Below are 20,475 nucleotides of genomic sequence, written 5' to 3' on the forward strand. Positions count from 1 at the left end.
GGGGACGGCATGGACGCGCTCTGGCTGCACATCGTTCAGTGGCTCCACGCCGTAGGGCTGCACGTGGACCCCGGCACCGCCCGCGACGTGGCGGCCGGCGCGGCCCAGGCCACTTCGGCGATGGACCTGCCGGGCCTGCTGGCGCTGGCCGCTGCGCTCGGCTGGGCCAGCGGCTTCCGGCTCTATGCGGTGGTCTTCATCGTGGGGCTCATGGGTGCGGGTGGCTGGCTGCCGTTGCCTGCCGGGCTGCACGTGCTGCAGCACCCGGCCGTCCTCACCGTGAGCGGGCTGCTGCTGTGCGTGGAGTTCTTCGCCGACAAGGTGCCCTGGCTGGACAGCGCCTGGGATGCGGTGCACACCGTCATCCGCATTCCCGGCGGCGCGCTGCTGGCCGCGGGCGTATTCGGCGCCGACAACGCCACCATGGGCCTCGTCGCGGGGCTGCTGGGCGGCTCGCTCTCGGCCACGGCCCTGGCCACCAAGATGACCACGCGCGCCGCGGCCAACACCTCGCCCGAGCCGTTCTCCAACTGGCTGCTGTCGTTCTTCGAGGACGGCCTGGTGGTGGCCGTCGTGTGGATGGCCACGCAGCACCCGGTGCTGTTCGGCATTGCGCTGGTCGTGATGCTGGTGCTGTCGGCGCTGCTGCTGATCGTGCTTTTCAAATTCCTGCGTGCCGTGCTGCGGCGCGTGTCGTCTCTCTTTTCCGGTCCTGCGAAGGTGGTTTGAATGTTCTCCAAAATCCTGATGGCCAACCGCGGTGAAAACGGCCGCATCGCAGCCGTTTCGTCCAATGGCGTGGCACGCGCAGCGTGCGCAGGCGGTTTCGCCGCAGAGGTGGCCTATGTTTAAGAAGATCCTGATTGCCAACCGCGGTGAAAGCGGTTGCATCGCAGCCGTTTCGGTAAATGGCGTGGCACGCGCAGCGTGCGCAGGCGGTTTCACCGCGGAGGTGGCTTATGTTTAAGAAGATCCTGATTGCCAACCGCGGTGAAATCGCCTGCCGTGTGGCCGCGACCGCCCGCCGGCTCGGCGTGAAGACCGTGGCCGTGTATTCCGATGCCGACGCCGGCGCCAAGCACGTCGCCGCATGCGACGAGGCCGTGCACATCGGCGGCAGCTCGCCCAAGGAAAGCTACCTGCAGTGGCAGCGCATCATCGACGCGGCCCGGGCCACGGGCGCGCAGGCCGTGCACCCCGGCTACGGCTTCCTGTCGGAGAACGAGGAGTTCGCCCAGGCCTGTGCGGATGCCGGTCTGGTGTTCATCGGCCCGCCCCCGTCCGCCATCCAGGCCATGGGCCTGAAGGCCGAGTCCAAGCAGCTCATGGAAAAGGCCGGCGTGCCCCTGGTGCCCGGTTACCACGGGGCCGACCAGGACCCCGCGCTGCTGCAGCGCGAGGCCGACCGCATCGGCTACCCCGTGCTCATCAAGGCCAGCGCGGGTGGCGGCGGCAAGGGCATGCGCGCGGTGGACCGGTCGGAAGACTTTGCCGCCGCCCTGGCGTCGTGCCAGCGCGAGGCCATCAACAGCTTCGGCGACGACGCGGTGCTCATCGAAAAATACGTGCAGCGCCCGCGCCACATCGAAATCCAGGTGTTCGGCGACACCCTGGGCAACTGCGTGTACCTGTTCGAGCGCGACTGCTCGGTGCAGCGGCGCCACCAGAAGGTGCTGGAAGAGGCCCCGGCCCCCGGCATGACCCCGGCCATGCGCGCCGAGATGGGCAATGCCGCCGTGGCCGCCGCCCGCGCGGTGAACTACGTGGGCGCGGGCACGGTGGAATTCATCGTGGAGCAGCGGGCTGATGGGTCCATGGACTTCTTCTTCATGGAGATGAACACCCGCCTGCAGGTGGAGCACCCGGTGACCGAGGCCATTACCGGCCAGGACCTGGTGGAGTGGCAATTGCGCGTGGCCTGCGGCGAGCCGTTGCCGCTGGCGCAGGACCAGTTGCGCATCGGCGGCCATGCCATCGAGGCGCGCATCTGCGCCGAGAACCCCGACAACCAGTTCCTGCCCGCCACCGGCACGCTGCAGGTGTACCGCAAGCCCGCGGCCACCAGCTTCGAGCGCGCGCCCCTGGGCAGCGGCGGTGTGCGCATCGATGACGGCGTGCGCGAGGGCGATGCCATCAGCCCCTTCTACGACTCGATGATCGCCAAGCTCATCGTGCACGGCGACACGCGTGAGCAGGCCCTGGCCCGGCTCGACGAGGCGCTGGCGCAGACCCGCATCGTGGGCCTGTCCACCAACGTGCAGTTCCTGCGCCGCGTGGCCCGCACCGATTCGTTCGTGCAGGCCGATCTGGACACGGCGCTGATCCCGCGCGAGCAGGCCGTGTTGTTCCACCAGGAGCCGGTGGGCCTGCCGCTGGCCGCGGCGGCGGCGGTGGCGCGGACGCTGCAGCGCGAGCGTGCCACCGAGGGGGCCGACCCGTTCAGCCGCCGCGACGGCTGGCAATCGCACGGCGTGACGCGCCGGCGGTTCGCGTTCGAGTTCGGCGGCCAGCCCGCCAATGCCTGGCTCACCTACGCCGCGGGCGGCGCGATGGAGCTGGCGGTGGGCGAGGGCGATGCCGCGGTGGCGGGGTCGCTGGCCTTCACCGCCGATGGCGAAGGCCTGGACCTGCACTTCGCCGGCCAGCGCACGCGCGCCGTGGTGCATGCCCAGGGCGAGGCCGACCACGTCTTCACCCCGCGCGGCGCCACGCAGATCGTCGCCATCGATTTGCTGGCCCATGCGGGCGAGGCCCAGTCCGAAGGCGGGCGCCTGACCGCGCCCATGCCCGGCAAGGTGGTGTCGTTCGCCGTGAAAGCGGGCGATGCCGTGACCAAGGGCCAGGCCCTGGCCGTGATGGAGGCCATGAAGATGGAGCACACCATCGCCGCGCCCGTGGACGGCACGGTGCAGGAGCTGCTCTATGCGCCTGGCGACCAGGTGACCGAAGGCGCCGAGCTGCTCAAGCTCTCGCCCGCGTGACAGCGCGCCATCCGCAGCCGCGATACGCTCTTGCGCCATGAACATCACCTTCTGCTGTACGCACACCAAGGCCGAGCCCTGGCTGCAGGGCCTGCAGGCCGCGCTGCCCGGGGCGCACATCACCGTCTGGCAACCGGGCGCCCCCCCGGCCGATTTCGCCGTGGTCTGGGCGCCGCCCCAGCAGTTCATGGACGAGCAGGCCGGCATCCGGGCGCTCTTCAACATCGGCGCGGGCGTGGATGCGCTGCTGGCCCTGCGCCTGCCGCCCGGCGCGCAGGTGGTGCGGCTGGACGATGCCGGCATGGCCGTGCAGATGGCCGAATACGTGTGCCACGCGGTGGTGCGCCACTTCCGCGAGTTCGAGGCCTACGAGGCCGACATGCGCGCCGGGGGCTGGGCCTACCGCCGGCCGCGCCTGCGCAGCGACTTCTCCGTCGGCGTCATGGGCCTGGGGGTACTGGGCGAGCGGGTGGCGAAGGCGCTGGCGCACTTCGAGTTCCCGGTGAACGGCTGGAGCCGCTCGCCCAAGGCCGTGGAGGGCTTGCGGACCTTTCATGGCGCGGAGGGTTTCGACAGCTTCCTGGCTGCCAGCCGCGTGCTGGTGAACCTGCTGCCGCTCACGCCCGACACGCAGGACATCATGAACCGCGACACGCTCTCGCGCCTGCAGCCGGGCGGCTATGTCGTCAATGTGGCGCGGGGCGCGCACCTGGTCGAAGACGACCTGATCGCCCTCATCGACGCCGGCCACCTGGCCGGGGCCACGCTCGACGTGTTCCGCACCGAGCCGCTGCCCGCCGACCATCCGCTGCGCACGCACCCCCGCATCACGACCACGCCCCACACCTCCGCCCGCACGCTGCGCGAAGAAATCATCGCCCAGATCGCGCGCAAGATCGCCGCCATGCAGCGCGGCGAGCCGGTGGCCGGCATCGTGGACCCCCGGCGCGGCTACTAGGCCTCGGGCACCGCCCCGCATTCTTTACCGCAGGATTTCCCCATGAGCAGCAGCATTCCTTCCCGCGTCAAACTCGTCGATGTCGGCCCGCGCGACGGCCTTCAGAACGAAAAGTCTCCCGTGCCCGCCGCGGTCAAGATCGGTCTCGTGCACCGCCTGCAGGCGGCCGGGCTGACGGAGATCGAGGTGACCAGTTTCGTCTCGCCCAAGTGGGTGCCCCAAATGGCGGACAACGTGGAGGTGATGGCGGGCATCGAGCGCCAGCCCGGCGTGCGCTATTCGGTGCTCACCCCCAACCTCAAGGGCTACGAGGCCGCCGTGCCGACGCGGCCCGACGAGATCGTCGTCTTCGGCTCGGCCAGCGAGGCGTTCAGCCAGAAGAACATCAACTGCAGCATCGCCGAGAGCATCGAGCGCTTCGCGCCGGTGGTCGAGGCGGCGCGCGCGGCGGGCATTGCCGTGCGGGGCGCCATGAGCTGCACCGTGGGCTGCCCCTACGAGGGCGAGGTGGCGCCCGAGCGCGTGGCGTACCTGGCGGGCCTGATGAAGCAGATCGGTGTGCAGCACGTGGGCGTGGCCGACACCATCGGCGTGGGCACGCCGCGCAAGGTGCAGCGCGCCATGGAGGCCACCTTACAGCACTACGGCATCGACGCGGTGTCGGGCCACTTCCACGACACCTACGGGCAGGCGCTGGCCAACACGCTGGCCTCGCTGGAGATGGGCGTGTGGCAGTACGACACGTCGGTGGCCGGCCTGGGCGGGTGCCCCTACGCCAAGGGCGCCACGGGCAACGTGGCGACCGAAGACGTGGTCTACATGCTGCACGGCATGGGCATCGACACGGGCATCGATCTGGACGCGCTCATCGATGCGGGCGCGTACATCAGCGACTTCCTGGGCCGGTCGTCCAACTCGCGCGCCGCCAAGGCATTGCTGACCAAGCGCCTGGGCTGAGGCCGCGCAGGGCCTGGGCGCTGGGTGCGGTCAGCCGCCAGGCAGCGGCGCGGCCACGTTCTGCAGTTGCTCCTTGAGGTGCGCGAGAAACGATTGCGCCGCGCGTGACAGCGTGCGGCCCATCAGCGTCTGCACCTCGATGTTGCGCAGGTCCAGCCCGCGGTCGCGCAGGCGCACGCAGGCCATCTCCTCGCGCTCGATCTGGTAGCGCATAGTGATCTCGCCCGAGATGGACACGCCCTCGGGCTCGTGCTTGACGAACCCGAACAGGCTGGCGATGTAGTTGCTGGTGAGCACGGGGTCGATCTGCACCTTCTGGCGGCTGCACGCGATGTCGAACAGCTGCCGCACGGTGGTGTCCATTTCGGGCAGCGCCACGGGGTAGTTCTGCAGCTGCGACAGGCTGACCTGCTGAAAGCGCGTCAGCGGATGGCCGCGCTGCACCACGGCCAGCACGGGCGAGGGCTGCAGCAGCTCGATGCGGATGTCCTTTTCGGCGCTGCGGCTCATGGTGATGCCGATGTCCGCATCGCCCAGCAGCACGCGCCGCGTGCTTTCGGCCGGCGGAAACACCCCCAGGTGGAACTGGATGCCCGGGTGCCGCCGCCGGAAATCGCTGATGAGCCGGGGCAGGAATTCCAGCGCGAAGCCCTCCGACGAGGCCAGTCGCACCCGCCCGCGCTCCATGCCCTGCAGCGCCTGCATTTCATGCACCACGCGCTCCGCGTCGTGCGCGGACTTCTGCGCGTGCACCGCCAGCAGCTCGCCCGCCGCGCTGGGCACCATGCCGCGCGCGTGGCGGTCGAACAGCGTCGCGCCCAGGAGGTCTTCCAGGTGCGCGATGTGGCGGCTGATGGCCGAGCCCGCCACGTTCAGCCGCTGCGAGGCCTCGCTGATCGAGCCGCACAGTACCACCTCCAGGAAGTAGCGCAGGGCCGTGTCCTGCAACTGGCGGGCGACGATCTGCGAGCGTTTCATGGCGGTGGGCGACGGGGCGTGGTGCACTGCGGCAATCCCTCGAGCATAGGCGCAATGCGGCGGGAGCATTGCCTTTTTGAGATCGCTCGCCGCGATATTCGGTAATGGCGGAAACGCCTCCGAGGTCCCATTCTTGCTCCCGTTCACTGTGTTTCCTGTTTCATCACGATGAAGGAGTTCGCAATGGGGCATTTATTCACCCACTGGGTGCGCCGGGGCTGTCTGGCACTGGGCATGATGGTTTTCGGGGCCGGTGCGCACGCCGGCAAGGCCAACGACACGCTGACCTACGCGTCGGACAACGAGGTCGAGAACGTGAGCCCGTACCACAACAACATGCGCGAGGGCGTCGTGCTCGCGGCCATGGCGTGGGACACGCTGCTCTACCGCGACACGAAGACGGGCGAACTCAAGCCGCAGCTCGCCACCGCCTGGAAGTGGGAGTCGCCCACCGCGCTGCTGGTCACGCTGCGCCAGGGCGTCACCTTCCACAACGGCGACAAGTTCACCGCCGACGATGTGGCCTACACCTTCAACGTGGTGACCGGCCCCGACGCCAAGATCGCCACGCGCCAGAACACCGACTGGATCAAGGGCGTGGACAAGGTGAGCGACTACGAGGTGCGCATCCACCTCAAGACGCCGTTCCCCGCGGCGCTGGAATACCTGGCCGGCCCCACGCCCATCTACCCCGCAGCCTATTTCACCAAGGTGGGGCTGGAAGGTTTCAGCAAGGCGCCGGTGGGCAGCGGCCCCTACAAGATCACCAGCGTGGTGCCGGGGCAGGGCGTGACGATGGTGAAGAACACCGCCTACTTCAAGGACAGCCCCGCGGGCCAGCCCAAGATCGGCACCGTGAAGTTCACCGTCATCCGCGACCCGGAAGCCCGCATGGCCCAGCTGATGACCGGCGCGGTGGACTGGATCTGGCGCGTGCCGGCCGACCAGGCCGATTCGCTGAAGGCCGCGCCCAACCTCTCGGTGCTGAGCGGCGAGACCATGCGCGTGGGTTTCATCTCCATCAACAACAACGGCACCACGCCCGAGGCCGCGCCCTTCAAGGACCCCCGCGTGCGCCAGGCGCTCAACTACGCCATCAACCGCAAGGGGCTGGCCGACAGCCTGGTGCGCGGCGGCAGCCAGCCGGTGTATGCGCCGTGCTTTCGCACGCAGTTCGGCTGCGACACCAGCAAGGTGCAGCAGTACGAATACAACCCGGCCAAGGCCAAGGCGCTGCTGGCCGAGGCGGGCTACCCCAACGGCTTCGACACCGCGCTGTGGGCCTACCGCGAGCGCGAGTACGCCGAGGCGATGATCGGCGACCTGCGCAAGGTCGGCATCCGCGCGCGGCTGCACTTCGTGCAGTACCCGGCCCTGCGCACCGAGTTGCGCGCCGGCCGTGCGCCGCTCACCTTCCAGGCCTGGGGATCGTTCTCGATCAACGACGCCTCGGCCTTCGTGGGCAACTTCTTCAAGGGCGGCCCGGACGACACCGCCAAGGACCCGCAGGTCATCGCGCTGATGCAGACGGCCGACGCCACGGTGGACAAGGCCGAGCGCAAGGCCAAGTACGCCCAGGCGCTGCAGCGCATCTCCACCCAGGCCATGTGGGCGCCGCTGTTCTCGTACTCGACCAACTACGCGTTCACCTCGGACCTGAAGTTCGAGGCCCAGCCCGACGAGCTGCCGCGCTTCTTCCAGGCCAGCTGGAAGTGACGGCCCCGGCGTTCGTGTCCCTCCCACACCCTCGCGGGCCCCTGCCATGCTGATCTACATCTTTCGCCGCCTGCTGGTGGCGCTGAGCGTCATGCTGACCGTGGCGGTCGTCAGCTTCATGCTGCTGCACCTGTCGGGCGACTTGGCCACCGCCATCGCGGGGCCGGAATCGAGCGCCGCCGACGTGGAGAAGATCCGCGTGCAGTACGGCCTGGACCGCCCCATCGTGGAGCAGTTCTTCGACTGGCTGGGCGCGGCGGCGCGGCTGGATTTCGGGCGGTCGTTCTATTTCCAGAACACCGTCATGGAGCTGGTCGGCGAGCGCCTGCCCATCACGCTCAAGCTCGGCGGCGTGGCGCTGCTGCTGGCCGTGGCCGTGGCCATTCCACTGGGCGTGCTGGCCGCGCTCTACCGCGACACGTGGATCGACCGCCTGGCATTGATGGTGGCGGTGGTGGGCCAGGCCATGCCGACCTTCTGGTTCGCGCTCACGCTGGTGCTGCTGTTCGCCGTGGGCCTGAAGTGGCTGCCCGTGGCGGGCAACACGAGCTGGCAGCATTTCGTGCTGCCGGCGGTGGCGCTGGGCTACTACGCCATGCCGGCCATGATGCGGCTCACGCGGGCCGGCATGCTGGACGTGCTGGGCGCGGACTACATCCGCACCGCGCGCGCCAAGGGCCTGAGCCGCTCGCGCGTGGTGTTCAAGCACGCGCTGCGCAACGCCATCATTCCGGTGGTGGCGCTGGCCGCGGTGGAGCTGGGCTTCATGCTCGGCGGCTCGGTGGTGATCGAGTCGGTGTATTCCATGCAGGGACTGGGGCAGCTCGCCTGGGACTCCATCGCGCGCAACGACTACCCCGTGGTGCAGGCCGTGGTGCTGATCATCGCGGTGTTCTACATCGCGCTCACCTTCCTGGCCGACGTGCTCAACGCCGCGCTCGACCCGCGCATGCGCACCCGCTGAAGCCTCCGCACCGGAGATTGCCATGAACGCTTCCACCACCCTTTCCTCTCCCGGCGCGGCGGCCACCCTGGCCCTGCCGTCGCCACCGGCCTGGCGCCGCTGGCTGCGCCGCGTGCTGGGCCAGCGCGGCCTGGTGCTCGGCGCCATCGTGCTCGTGCTGGCCCTGGTGGCCGCGCTGCTCGCCCCCTGGATCAGCCCGCACGATCCCTACGCGCAGGACGTGACCCAGCGCCTCATTCCGCCCGTCTGGCACGCCAAGGGCAGCTGGGAGCACGTGCTGGGCACCGACAAGCTCGGCCGCGACTACCTGAGCCGGCTCATCTACGGCGCCCGCGTGTCGCTGCTGATCGGCGTGGTCACGGCGCTCATCGCCGGGGCCATCGGCACCACGCTGGGCGTGCTGGCCGGCTACTTCGGCGGCCGGGTGGATGCGGTCATCAGCTACATCATCACCACGCGCCTGGCCATGCCGGTGGTGCTGGTGGCGCTGGCCATGGCCTCGCTCGTGGGCGGCTCGCTGCAGGTGGTGATCGTGCTGCTGGGCCTGCTGCTGTGGGACCGCTTCGCCATCGTGACCCGCTCGGCCACGCAGCAGCTGCGCGATGCCGAGTTCATCGCGGCGGCCAAGGCGCTGGGCGCCTCCACGCCGTACATCCTGGTGCGCGAGCTGCTGCCCAACCTGATGAGCGCACTCACCGTGGTCGCCACGCTGGAGATGGCGCACGCCATCCTGCTCGAATCGACCCTGTCGTTCCTGGGCCTGGGCGTGCAGCCGCCCACCCCGTCGTGGGGCCTGATGGTGGCCGAGGGCAAGGCCTACATGTTCTTCCAGCCCTGGGTGATCCTGATCCCCGGCGTGGTGCTGGCGGTGCTGGTGCTGGCCATCAATTTGGTGGGCGACGGCATCCGCGATCTCACGGCCCCCGATGGCCGGAACTGAAAGGCAAAGACCCATGACCACCCCTTTGCTGGACGTGAAGAACCTGCGCGTGGACCTGCCCACCGAGCGCGGCATGCTGCATGCGGTGCGCGGCATCGATTTCCACGTGAACCGCGGCGAACTGCTGTGCCTGGTGGGCGAATCGGGCTGCGGCAAGTCCATGACCTCGCTCGCGCTCATGGGCCTGCTGCCGCGCAAGGCGGTGCGCACGGCCGACCACATCCGCTTCGACGGTGCCGAGCTGCAGGGCCTGCCCGAGCGCGGCATGGCGGCGCTGCGCGGTGCCCGCATGGCGATGATCTTCCAGGAGCCGATGACCTCGCTCAACCCGTCGTACACGCTGGGCGACCAGCTGTGCGAGGCGCTGCGCGCGCACCGCAAGGTGAGCATGGCCCAGGCGCGCGAGCGGGCCGTGTACCTGCTGGAGCGAGCGGGCGTGCCGCAGGCGCCCGAGCGCCTGCGCCAGTACCCGCACCAGCTCTCGGGCGGCCTGCGCCAGCGCGTGATGATCGCCATGGCGCTGATGTGCGAGCCCGACCTCATCATTGCCGACGAGCCCACGACGGCGCTGGACGTGACCATCCAGGCGCAGATCCTGCGGCTGCTGCGCGAGCTGCAGCAGGAGTTCGGCACGGCCGTGGTCTTCATCACCCACGATCTGGGCGTGGTGGCGCGCATCGCCGACCGCGTGGCGGTGATGTATGCGGGCGAGGTGATCGAAACCGCGCCGGTGGGCGAGTTGTTCGCGCGCCCCACGCACCCCTACACGCAGGGCCTGCTCAATTGCATTCCCGTGCGCGGCAAGACGCTGCCGGGCAGCCGGCTGCAGGCCATTCCCGGCGTGGTGCCCAGTCTCGTCGGCACCGTGCAGGGCTGCGCTTTTTCCAACCGCTGCGCGCACGTGCAAGCCGCGTGTGCGCACACGCCGCCCTATGTGGCGGTGAATGCCCACCACGCGGTCCGCTGCGTGCATGCCCATCCCCTGGCGGAGGCCGCATGACCCCTTCATCCCTCCCCCCCGCACCCGGCAGCGACATCGCGCTGGAGCTGTGCGCGCTGCACCGCAGCTTCCGCCTGAAGCGCGGACTGTTCCGCGCGCCCGGCGAGATCCACGCGGTGAACGATGTCTCGCTGCGCGTTCGCAAGGGCGAAACGCTGGGCCTGGTCGGCGAATCCGGCTGCGGCAAGAGCACGCTCGCCAAGATGCTGCTGGGCCTGCTGCCGCCCAGCTCGGGCAGCGTGCTGGTCGATGGCAAGGAGATCGATCCGCGCCAGCGCCGCGCGCTGGCGCGGCGCATCCAGCCCATCTTCCAGGACCCGTACTCGTCGCTCAACCCGCGCCGCACCGTGGCCGACATCGTCGGCGTGCCGCTGCGCCTGCACCAGGTGGGCACGGCCGTGGAGCAGCGCCGGCGCGTGCGCGAGATGCTCGATCTGGTCGGCATGCCCGAGCGCACCCATGCGCAGTACCCCAACCAGCTGTCGGGCGGGCAGCGCCAGCGCGTGGCCATCGCGCGGGCGCTGGTGCTGCGGCCCGACATCCTGATATGCGACGAGCCGACCTCGGCGCTCGACGTGTCGGTGCAGGCGCAGATCCTGAACCTGCTGCTCGACCTGAAGGCCGAGTTCGGCCTGACCTACCTGTTCATCAGCCACGACCTGGGCGTGGTCGAGCACCTGGTGGACCGCGTGGCCGTGATGTACCGCGGCGCCATCGTGGAACTGGGCACGCGCGAGCAGATCTTCGCCCGGCCCGAACACGCCTATACCCGCAGGCTGCTGGCCTCCGCGCTCACGCCCGAGCCGGGCCTGGGCATTCCCGACATCGAGCGTGCGGCCCTGGCCTGAGCAGCCTATATGCACCTTCCATTCACTCCACCCACCCCACCCGAGGACCTTTCCCATGAGCCGTGACCAAGCCATTGCCCAGACGCTGGCCTGCTTCGATGACGGGCGCTTTCAGCAGACGCTGGCGCGCCGGGTCGCCTTCCGCACTGAAAGCCAGGACGCCGCCAGCGGCCCCATCCTGCACGCCTACCTGACCGAGGAGATGGTGCCGCAGCTGCAGGCGCTGGGCTTTGCCTGCCGTGTGGTGGACAACCCGGTGCCGGGCAAGAGCCCCTTCCTGCTGGCCGAGCGTGCCGAGGAGGGCGCGGCCTTCACGCTGCTGACCTACGGCCATGGCGACGTGGTGCGCGGCTACGACGCGCAATGGCGCGCGGGCCTCAAACCGTGGGATATCGTGGTGGAGGGCAACCGCTGGTATGGCCGCGGCACGGCCGACAACAAGGGCCAGCACACCATCAACCTCACCGCGCTGGAGCAGGTGCTGGCGGTGCGCAGCGGCCGCCTGGGCTACAACGTCAAGATCATCCTGGAGATGGGCGAGGAGGACGGCTCGCCGGGCCTGAACGCGGTGTGCGCGAACGAGCGCGATGCGCTCGCGGCCGACCTCTTCATCGCCTCAGACGGACCCCGGGTGTCCGCCTCGCGCGCTACCCTGTTCCTGGGCTCGCGCGGTGTCTTCAACTTCGACCTGCACGTGAAGCTGCGCGACGGCGGCCACCACTCGGGCAACTGGGGCGGCCTGCTGCGCAACCCGGGCATCCGGCTGGCGCATGCCATCGCCAGCCTGGTGGACGAGCGCGGCCGCATCCAGGTGCCGGGCCTGCGTCCCACCGAGCTGCCCGCCAGCGTGCGCGAGGCGCTGCGCGACATCGACGTGGGCGGCGGCCCGGACGACCCTGAGATCGACCTGGACTGGGGCGAGCCCGGCCTGACCCCGTCCGAGCGCGTGATCGGCTGGAACAGTCTGGAGGTGCTGGCCTTCACCACCGGCAACCCGGCCATGCCGGTGCATGCCATTCCCGCCGAGGCGCGCGCGCACTGCCACATGCGCTACGTGGTGGGCTCCGACCCCACGGCGTTCCTGGACCACATCCGCGAGCATCTGCGGGCCCGCGGCTTCACCGACGTGGAAGTGCGAGGCACCGACGTGCACATGGCCGCCACCCGGCTGGATCCGGACGATGCCTGGGTGCGCTGGGGCCTGGCCTCCATCGAGCGATCCACCGGCCGGCGCCCGGCGCTGCTGCCCAACCTGGGCGGCTCGCTGCCCAACGACGTGTTCTCCGAGACCCTGGGCCTGCCCACGCTGTGGGTGCCGCACTCGTACCCGGCCTGCTCGCAGCACGCGCCCAACGAGCACATCCTGGCTGACGTTACGCGCGAATCGCTGCAGATCATGGCCGGCCTGTTCTGGGATCTGGCGGAGCAGGGGCCCGGCGTGCACCAGGAGCGCGCGGAGGCTTGAAGGTCCCCCGAGAGGCTGCGCGCCCCGGCGGCCATCGCTAAGATCAACGCTTTGGACCACCGGCCTTCCGGCCTTGAGAGATCCCATGTGCGCAGCCGAACTCATTCCCCTTCCCGAAGGCGTCCAGCGCGTGGCCGCCACGCTGCAGTCGCTGGGCCATCCGCACATGCCGCGCATGCTCGACGATGCGGCGCGCACCGCCCAGCAGGCGGCCGATGGCCTGGGCATCCTGGTCGGCCAGGTGGCCAAGAGCATCATCTTCCGGCGCAAAAGCGACGATGCGGCCGTGCTGGTCGTCACCTCGGGCGACCGGCGCGTGGATGAGAAGAAGGTCGAGGCCCACGTCGGCAATATCGGCCGCGCCGATGCCGAGTTCGTCAAGGCGCGCACGGGCTTCTTGATCGGCGGCGTGTCCCCCGTGGGCCACGCCACGCCGCCGGTCACGCTGATCGACCGCGAACTGTTCCGCTTCGAGGAGATCTGGGCCGCGGCCGGCCACCCGCACAGCGTGTTCGCGCTGCGCCCGCAGGACCTGGAAAAGCTCACCAGCGCGCCCGTGGTCGATGTGGTGCAAGCGCCGATCGAACCATGAGTGCGACCGAATCGATCGCCAACCGCGCGATGCTGCTGAGCGCGGGAGGCTATTTCGGCGAGGACAGCACGGACGGCGTGCCCTCGCCCTGCATCTCGGTGTGCCGCCTGTCGGCCGACGGCACCTACTGCGACGGCTGCTTTCGCACGCTGGACGAGATCCGCGCATGGTCGGGCGCTGATGACGTCGAACGCCGCGCGATCTGGGCCCGCCTCGCGCAGCGCGCGGGTTTCGAGTTTCCCCCGCCATCCCCTTTTCCGGACCTGCCGTGAAGCACATCACCTTCTACCTGGACTTCGTCTCGCCCTATGCCTGGCTGGCGTTCGAGCAGTTGCCGCAGGCCCTGGAAGGACTGAGCTACAGCGTCGAGTACCGCCCCGTTCTGCTGGGCGCGCTGCTGCAGCGCCACGGCAACCCGGGCCCGGCGGGCATTCCGGCCAAGCGGCTGTGGACGTACCGCCATGCCGAATGGCTGGGCCATTCGCTCGGCACGGGCTTGGCCATGCCGGCCCAGCACCCGTTCAACCCGCTGCCGCTGCTGCGCCAGTCACTGGCCTGCAGCGAGGACGGCGCCATCAACCGCTTCGTGGCTGGCACCGTGCTGCGCCACTTGTGGCTGGGCGGGCACGATGCCAACGACCCCGCGCGTCTGCAGGCGCTGGCCGAGACGCTCGCGCAACAGGTGCGCCCGGACCCCGCAGGCGCTGCCGCCAAGGCCCTGCTGCGCGCCAACACCGACGCGGCGGCGCAGCGTGGCGTGTTCGGCGTGCCGGCTTTCGAGGTGGAAGGCCGCCTGTTCTGGGGGCTGGACAGCCTGCCCATGCTGCGGGCCTGCCTGAGCGGCGACCCCTGGTTCGACGGCCCCGCATGGGACCGTGCCGAAGCGCTGCCCTCCGGCTTGCCGCCCGCCGCCGCCTGATCCCGCCGAACCCGGTGGCAGGCACCGAGTCGGCCCGCTTGATCGCGCTGACGCGGCCGATTCCCCCGACATCTCCGCCCTTTCAGGGTTAGTCCCTGGCAGGGTTTTCCCGCGGCGCGGCGGTGCGTCGTTGGTGCCTCCGTGGCCCGTTCGGTGAGCTGCACCGCAGTTTTACCCCCGATTTACCGCATCGAGAAATGCGGGCACAGGGTTGGCCCGGGGTTTGTCAGGTGGCTGTCAGTCCGGGGCGGCGTGGGGCGCCTGGCGCTTGTCAGTGTTTGGTCAGATGCACGTCCGATATTGCGGTCCAGGCTGCGACGAGTGCCCGGAAACCCCATCGCACCGTGCATTTCCGCATCCATCCGACCACCAATGGAGACAAGCACCATGGCTACCAATGTTGCATCCCGGCCCATGTCGCCGGAAGAAAGAAAAGTCATCTTCGCCTCGTCGCTGGGCACCGTGTTCGAGTGGTATGACTTCTACCTGTACGGCTCGCTCGCGGCCATCATCGCCAAGCAGTTCTTCAGCGGGCTGGATGCGGGCTCGGCCTTCATCTTCGCGCTGCTGGCCTTCGCGGCCGGGTTCATCGTGCGGCCCTTCGGCGCGCTGGTGTTCGGGCGCCTGGGCGACATGATCGGGCGCAAGTACACCTTTCTCGTCACCATCCTGATCATGGGCCTGTCCACGTTCATCGTGGGCATCCTGCCGACCTACGCCAGCATCGGCGTGGCCGCGCCGGTGATCCTGATCGCGCTGCGCATGCTGCAGGGCCTGGCCCTCGGCGGCGAGTACGGCGGGGCCGCCACCTATGTGGCCGAGCACGCGCCGCAAGGCAAGCGCGGCGCCTACACCTCGTGGATCCAGACCACCGCCACGCTGGGCCTGTTCCTGTCGCTGCTGGTCATCCTGGGGACCCGCACCGTGATGGGCGAGCAGGAGTTCGGCGATTGGGGCTGGCGCATTCCGTTCCTGGTGTCCATCCTGCTGCTGGGCATTTCGGTGTGGATCCGGCTGTCGCTGTCGGAATCGCCCGCCTTCCAGAAGATGAAGGCCGAAGGCAAGACGTCCAAGGCGCCGCTGGCCGAGTCGTTCGGCGAGTGGAAGAACCTCAAGATCGTGATCCTCGCGCTGATCGGCCTGACCGCCGGCCAGGCCGTGGTCTGGTACACGGGGCAGTTCTATGCGCTGTTCTTCCTCACGCAGCAGCTGAAGGTGGATGCCGTCACGGCCAACCTGATGATCGCCGCCGCGCTGCTGATCGGCACGCCGTTCTTCATCGTGTTCGGCACGCTGTCGGACAAGATCGGCCGCAAGCCCATCATCATGCTGGGCTGCGTGCTCGCCGTGCTGACGTACTTCCCGGTGTTCAAGGCCCTGACCGAAGCCGCCAACCCCGATCTCGCCGCCGCGCAGGCCAAGAACAAGGTGGTGATCGTGGCCGACCCGGCCGAGTGCTCGTTCCAGTTCAACCCCACGGGCACGTCCAAGTTCACGAGTTCGTGCGACATCGCCAAGCAGGTGCTGGCCGCCGGTTCGGTGAGCTATGACAACGAAGTCGCACCGGCCGGCACGCCCGCCGTGATCAAGATCGGTGCCACCACCATCCCGAGCTACAGCGCCAAGGGCCTGCCCGCCGACCAGGTCAAGGTCAAGGACGCGGAGTTCAAGAAGGCCGTGGCCGACACCCTCAAGGCCGATGGCTACCCCACCAAGGCCGACCCCGCCAAGATGAACAAGGTGATGATGGTCGTCCTGCTGACCTACCTCGTGCTGCTGGTGACCATGGTGTACGGCCCCATCGCTGCCATGCTGGTGGAAATGTTCCCCACCCGCATCCGCTACACGTCGATGAGCCTGCCGTACCACATCGGCAACGGCTGGTTCGGCGGCCTGTTGCCCACCACCTCGTTCGCCATCGTGGCGCAGACCGGCAACATGTACAACGGCCTGTGGTACCCCATCATCATCGCGGGCGCCACGGCGGTGATCGGCACGCTGTTCATCCGCGAAACCAAGGACGTGGACATCTACGCCAACGACTGATGGGAACCGCCCGGGCTCCCGTGAATCGGGAGCCCGCAGTGCGGAAAAGGGCTGCATGTGTTGGCAAAAAACGCCAAAGTGTGGTGGCGATGCATCAAGGCTGTTATGAAAATGACTTTTGGGGGTGGTATTGAGGCGCCACCCCCTAGAATTTCGTAAGTAGTTGCACCAACGCCCGGCGGCCACCCGCTCTGCAGTGCCTACCACACCATCTGACGGATAAAAGCATTCAAGGAAATCACATGCAAAAGACGAATCGTTTGGCACTGGCTGTGCTGGCTCTCCTGGGTAGCACCGCTGCCTTCGCCCAAAGCAGCGTCACGCTGTATGGCCGTGTGAACACCACGGTGGAACGCCAAGAAGTGGGCGACACCAAGACCACCGGTCTGTTCAACAACGCTTCGCGTTTCGGCTTCAAGGGCGTTGAAGACCTCGGCGGTGGCCTGAAGGCTGGCTTCCAACTGGAAAGCGGCTTCGCTTCCGACACCGGTTCTTCCGATGCACGTGGCTTCTTCGCCCGTCAAAGCGAAGTGAACCTGTCGGGTGGTTTCGGCGCCCTGCGTCTGGGCCGCTTCACGGCTGAGTCCTACTACGCCACGGCCGACTACGTCAGCCTGCACAACCATGACACCGGTTCGTCGTCCGACGCGTTCTACGCCTACGTGATGCCCGATGCCAACAAGATTTCCTACCGCACGCCCGATTTCGGCGGCCTGACCGTCGAAGGCGCCGTGGCACTGCACGAGCAAGCCGTCGGCGTGAAGAACGCCTATGACCTGGCTGCCAACTACAACCTGGGCGCTCTGGCCCTGGGCGCTGGCTACAGCAAGCAAGGCGACGTGAACCAGTTCGCACTGCGCGGCCTGTACACGATGGGTTCGTTCATGTTCGGCGGCTACTACCAACGTGACGAAGACGCATACGTTCTGAACGGCGGCAAGCGCAACACGTTCCGTCTGTCGGGTGCCTACCTGATGGGCGCTTCGGAATTCCACGTGAACGTGGGCCGTGCCGGCAAGTACAAGAACGTGGCTGACAGCGCCGCTACGCAATACACGCTGGGCTACAACTACAACCTGAGCAAGCGCACCAAGGTGTACGGCTACTACACGAAGGTGAACAACAGCCGCAACGCCGCTTACATGACGGGCATCGCCGGCGCTGACTTCAGCTCCGTGGCCGTGGGCGTTCGCCACGCATTCTGATGGTTGACGCGGGTCGGCGGCCCCGGCTGCCAACCCGCGTTCCAGACGATCCGAGCCTCACATCCCGAAAGGGGTGTGGGGCTTTTTTTCAGCCGTTCGTTTCACTAAAAAGGAGATAGGTATGTGGAAAATTGTCGTGGGCTTCGTTCTGTTCGCAGCGCTGTCGCTCTTCGTCATCATGAAAGCCGGAGACAAAGTGGACATGAGCGGTGAAAAGCACGGGGCCGATGCCGTGCACGTGCCTGAAACGGCGGTCCCTGCGGCCAGCAGCCCCGCATCGGCACCTGCCGTGCCCGCCTCGGGAGCCAGCAGCGCTTCCTAAAGCAGGCGGTTGCCCGATGCAGACGTGAAAAAGCCCGCTGATGCGGGCTTTTTGCCGAGCGCGGAGGGCTGGCGGGGCGAAAGCGAGGTTTTCAGCCCCTCAGCGGCGGAATTTTCCGTCCGCGCCGAGGATGGACAGGTCGGCAAAGTCCAGCCCGGTGTGGTCGTCGGGGCCGTAGCTCACCTCCAGGCCGCCCAGGTCGAGCTTCTGCAAGCCTTCCAGCGCCGCATGGATCCGCTCCCGGGTGGGCTTGGGGCCGGCGCGGCGCAGGCCTTCCACCAGCACCTTGGCGGCCGCGAAACCTTCCAGCATGGCCGGGCTGACTTCCTTGCCCCGGCTCTTGGCGAGGTCCTGCGCTTCGCTCACCAGGGGCAGGTTCACGGCGCGCTCGCTGGGGAACACCTGGGTGACGATCACCCCCCGGGCGTTGGCGCCCAGGCTTTTGGCGAAACCGGCGGAGGCATTGTTGGACAGGGTGGCCATCTGCGCCGTCGAGCCCGCGGCGCGCAGGGCCGCGTAGCCTTCGGCCACTGCGGTGCTGGAGGCGATCATCAGCACGGCCTGGGCCTGGGACTGCGCGATCTTGGGCACGAGGGCGGCGAAGTCGGGCTTGGAGCGATCGACCTTTTCCACCAGCACGGCCTTGACCTTGGCGGCGTCCAGCCCCTTTTGTGCGCCGACCAGGCCGTCCGCGCCGAAGCTGTCGTCCGCATGGACCACGGCGATCTTGGTGATGCCGACGGACACCAGGTGCGCGATGGCCTTCTCGGCCTCGCGCTGGTAGGGCGCCCGCACGTTGAAGACGTTCCGGCGCACGGGCCGGTGCAGCACCATGGCGCCGGTGGAGGGGCCGACCAGGGCCACGCCGTACTTGTCCAGCAGCGGGATGACGGCTTCGGTGGGCGGCGTGCCCCGGGTGAGGAAGAGGGCGGAGACGTTCTGCTCTTCGATCAGCTTGCGGGCATTGGCCGCGGCCAGCTGGGGGTCGAGCTTATCGTCCAGCGAGATGAGCTGGATTTTCTGCCCGTGGATGCCGCCCCGCGCATTGATGGCGTCCAGGTACAGCTTGGCGCCGTCGGTGGTTTCCTGCACCCCGGCGGCCACCGTGCCGGAAAAACCAGCGGTCTGTCCGATGAGGATCTGCGCCTGCGCGGCCGACAGCAGCGCCGTCAGGGCCACGCCCGCGCTGATTTTCTGAAGGGTTCTCATAGCTCTCTGGTCAAAGGATGGAGGGGCGTGCCGGACTCGCTCCGGCCCCGGCATGTCCGGCGATGGCGCTTCTCAGGAAGGGACGTAACCGAAAGGTACGGCGATTGTGCCGAGGCGATGGCCGCGGCTTTCCTCATATCCCCCGGATGGGCTGGGCCATTGCGGCCGCTCGGGCACGATGCCCGGGCCTTCAGCGGCGGAACTTTCCGTCGGTTCCGATGATAGACAGGTCGGCGAAGTCCAGGCCGGTGTGGTCCTCTGGGCTGTAGCTGATTTCCAGCCCGCCCAGGTCGAACTTCTGCAGCCCTTCCAGGGCCGCCTGGATGCGGTCGCGGGAGGGCTTGGGTCCGGCGCGGCGCAGGCCTTCCACCAGGACCTTCGCGGCGGCATAGCCTTCCAGCATGGCGGGGCTGATTTCCTTGCCCTGGGCCTTGGCGAGGTCCTGTGCCTCGCGCACCAGGGGGAAGTTCATGGCCCGTTCGTTGGGAAACACCTGGGTGACGATCACACCGCGGGCGTTGGCGCCCAGGCTTTTGGCAAAGCCGGCGGAGGCGTTGTTGGACAGCGTGACCATCTGCGCGCCCGAGCCGGCGGCGCGAAATGCCGCATAGCCTTCAGCCACGGCGGTGCCCGAGGCGATCATGAGCACGGCCTGGGCCTGCGACTGCACGATCTTGGGCGCGATGGGGCCGAAGTCCGGCTTGGAACGGTCGAACTTCTCCTGCAGCACGGCCTTGAGCTTGGCGGCTTCCAGCCCCTTTTGCGCGCCGACCATGCCGTCGGCCCCGAAGCTGTCGTCCGCCTGCACCACGGCGATCCGGGTGATGCCCATGGAGACCAGGTGGGAGATCGCCTTTTCGGCTTCGCGCTGGTAGGTGGCGCGCACGTTGAAGACGTTCTTGCGCACCGGCTTGTGCAGCACCATGGCGCCGGTGGAGGGGCCGACCAGTGCCACGCCGTGCTTGTCCAGCAGCGGAATGATGGCCTCGGTGTGGGGCGTGCCGCGCGTGAGGAAAAGGGCGGAGACGTTCTGCTCCTCGATCAGCTTGCGGGCATTGGCGACGGACAGCTGCGGATCGAACTTGTCATCCAGAGAGACCAGCTCCACCTTCTGGCCGTGGACCCCGCCCCGCCCGTTGACGGCGTCCAGGTACAGCTTGGCGCCCTCGGTCGTCTCCTGCACGCCCGAGGCCACTGCCCCTGAAAATCCGGCGGTCTGGCCGATGAGAATCTGTGCCTGGGCCGCCGACAGCAAGGCGGCCAGGACCAGTGCGGCGCCGGTGTTGCGCATGAATGCCATGGTGTGTCTCCAATCCGTGAGGGGTTGCCGAGGAAAGCCCTCTGCCTGGGCGCCACCTTGCCGAAGTTGACGATT

The 20,475-nt window shown here is 68.4% G+C and carries 20 protein-coding genes; 17 read left to right on the forward strand and 3 right to left on the reverse strand.

Annotated elements, in window-relative coordinates:
• The first annotated feature begins 9 nt into the window (after positions 1-9).
• The 5 genes from AVMA1855_RS21860 (at position 10) to AVMA1855_RS21880 (ending at position 4,896) form a co-directional block, all read left to right on the forward strand.
• The gene (locus tag AVMA1855_RS21860) at positions 10-729 is read left to right on the forward strand and encodes a DUF4126 domain-containing protein (RefSeq protein WP_284427299.1); all 720 of its coding nucleotides are present in this window, start codon (positions 10-12) and stop codon (positions 727-729) included.
• Complete coding sequence (locus AVMA1855_RS21865; RefSeq protein ID WP_284427300.1) at positions 730-852, forward strand: hypothetical protein; 123 nt, start codon at positions 730-732, stop codon at positions 850-852.
• A 107-nt stretch (positions 853-959) separates the two neighbouring features.
• A complete protein-coding gene (locus tag AVMA1855_RS21870) occupies positions 960-2,981 on the forward strand; it encodes an acetyl-CoA carboxylase biotin carboxylase subunit (protein ID WP_284427301.1) in 2,022 nt (673 codons plus the stop codon).
• A 37-nt stretch (positions 2,982-3,018) separates the two neighbouring features.
• Positions 3,019-3,939: a 2-hydroxyacid dehydrogenase gene (locus AVMA1855_RS21875; protein ID WP_284427302.1), complete on the forward strand. Its 921-nt coding sequence runs from the start codon at positions 3,019-3,021 to the stop codon at positions 3,937-3,939.
• A gap of 42 nt (positions 3,940-3,981) precedes the next feature.
• Positions 3,982-4,896 (forward strand): hydroxymethylglutaryl-CoA lyase, encoded by a 915-nt coding sequence (locus tag AVMA1855_RS21880; protein ID WP_284427303.1) that lies wholly within the window; start codon positions 3,982-3,984, stop codon positions 4,894-4,896.
• A 30-nt stretch (positions 4,897-4,926) separates the two neighbouring features.
• Here the strand turns inward: AVMA1855_RS21880 and AVMA1855_RS21885 are convergent, their stop codons facing one another.
• Positions 4,927-5,874, reverse strand: coding sequence for a LysR family transcriptional regulator (locus AVMA1855_RS21885; protein ID WP_349817126.1), 948 nt, complete (start codon positions 5,872-5,874; stop codon positions 4,927-4,929).
• Positions 5,875-6,108: 234 nt separating this feature from the next.
• Here AVMA1855_RS21885 and AVMA1855_RS21890 point away from each other — a divergent pair, with 234 nt between their 5' ends.
• From AVMA1855_RS21890 to AVMA1855_RS21945, 12 genes are all read left to right on the forward strand, one after another.
• Positions 6,109-7,590 (forward strand): ABC transporter substrate-binding protein, encoded by a 1,482-nt coding sequence (locus AVMA1855_RS21890; protein WP_272569814.1) that lies wholly within the window; start codon positions 6,109-6,111, stop codon positions 7,588-7,590.
• 46 nt (positions 7,591-7,636) lie between these two features.
• A complete protein-coding gene (locus AVMA1855_RS21895; protein WP_272550879.1) occupies positions 7,637-8,554 on the forward strand; it encodes an ABC transporter permease in 918 nt (305 codons plus the stop codon).
• A 22-nt stretch (positions 8,555-8,576) separates the two neighbouring features.
• Complete coding sequence (locus tag AVMA1855_RS21900) at positions 8,577-9,494, forward strand: ABC transporter permease (protein WP_272565313.1); 918 nt, start codon at positions 8,577-8,579, stop codon at positions 9,492-9,494.
• A gap of 13 nt (positions 9,495-9,507) precedes the next feature.
• Positions 9,508-10,494, forward strand: coding sequence for an ABC transporter ATP-binding protein (locus AVMA1855_RS21905; RefSeq protein ID WP_284427304.1), 987 nt, complete (start codon positions 9,508-9,510; stop codon positions 10,492-10,494).
• Entirely contained in the window at positions 10,491-11,342 is an 852-nt protein-coding gene (locus AVMA1855_RS21910; protein WP_284427305.1) for an ATP-binding cassette domain-containing protein, read from the forward strand. The genes AVMA1855_RS21905 and AVMA1855_RS21910 overlap by 4 nt, the downstream gene beginning before the upstream one ends.
• 55 nt (positions 11,343-11,397) lie before the next feature.
• On the forward strand, positions 11,398-12,807 hold the full coding sequence (locus AVMA1855_RS21915) for a M20 family metallopeptidase (RefSeq protein ID WP_284427306.1): 1,410 nt from the start codon (positions 11,398-11,400) through the stop codon (positions 12,805-12,807).
• 85 nt (positions 12,808-12,892) lie between these two features.
• Complete coding sequence (locus tag AVMA1855_RS21920; protein WP_284427307.1) at positions 12,893-13,399, forward strand: YbaK/EbsC family protein; 507 nt, start codon at positions 12,893-12,895, stop codon at positions 13,397-13,399.
• Complete coding sequence (locus tag AVMA1855_RS21925) at positions 13,396-13,671, forward strand: DUF1289 domain-containing protein (RefSeq protein WP_284427308.1); 276 nt, start codon at positions 13,396-13,398, stop codon at positions 13,669-13,671. Before AVMA1855_RS21920 ends, AVMA1855_RS21925 begins: the two co-directional genes overlap by 4 nt.
• A complete protein-coding gene (locus tag AVMA1855_RS21930; RefSeq protein WP_284427309.1) occupies positions 13,668-14,318 on the forward strand; it encodes a 2-hydroxychromene-2-carboxylate isomerase in 651 nt (216 codons plus the stop codon). Before AVMA1855_RS21925 ends, AVMA1855_RS21930 begins: the two co-directional genes overlap by 4 nt.
• 387 nt (positions 14,319-14,705) lie before the next feature.
• Entirely contained in the window at positions 14,706-16,364 is a 1,659-nt protein-coding gene (locus tag AVMA1855_RS21935) for an MFS transporter (protein ID WP_272565304.1), read from the forward strand.
• 242 nt (positions 16,365-16,606) lie between these two features.
• Positions 16,607-17,569: a porin gene (locus AVMA1855_RS21940; RefSeq protein WP_272565303.1), complete on the forward strand. Its 963-nt coding sequence runs from the start codon at positions 16,607-16,609 to the stop codon at positions 17,567-17,569.
• Between the two features lie 121 nt (positions 17,570-17,690).
• Positions 17,691-17,891, forward strand: a complete 201-nt coding sequence (locus AVMA1855_RS21945; protein WP_284397820.1) for a hypothetical protein — start codon at positions 17,691-17,693, stop codon at positions 17,889-17,891.
• Positions 17,892-17,990: 99 nt separating this feature from the next.
• On the opposite strand, the gene AVMA1855_RS21950 is transcribed toward AVMA1855_RS21945, so the two are convergent.
• Both AVMA1855_RS21950 and AVMA1855_RS21955 read right to left on the reverse strand, forming a co-directional pair.
• Positions 17,991-19,100 carry an ABC transporter substrate-binding protein gene (locus tag AVMA1855_RS21950; RefSeq protein WP_284427310.1) on the reverse strand — a complete coding sequence of 370 codons (1,110 nt, stop codon included), beginning with the start codon at positions 19,098-19,100 and terminating at the stop codon, positions 17,991-17,993.
• Positions 19,101-19,290: 190 nt separating this feature from the next.
• On the reverse strand, positions 19,291-20,391 hold the full coding sequence (locus tag AVMA1855_RS21955) for an ABC transporter substrate-binding protein (protein WP_284427315.1): 1,101 nt from the start codon (positions 20,389-20,391) through the stop codon (positions 19,291-19,293).
• Between the last annotated feature and the right edge of the window lie 84 nt (positions 20,392-20,475).

The organism is Acidovorax sp. SUPP1855 (genome assembly GCF_030158955.1).
Taxonomy (GTDB): Bacteria; Pseudomonadota; Gammaproteobacteria; order Burkholderiales; family Burkholderiaceae_C; genus Paracidovorax.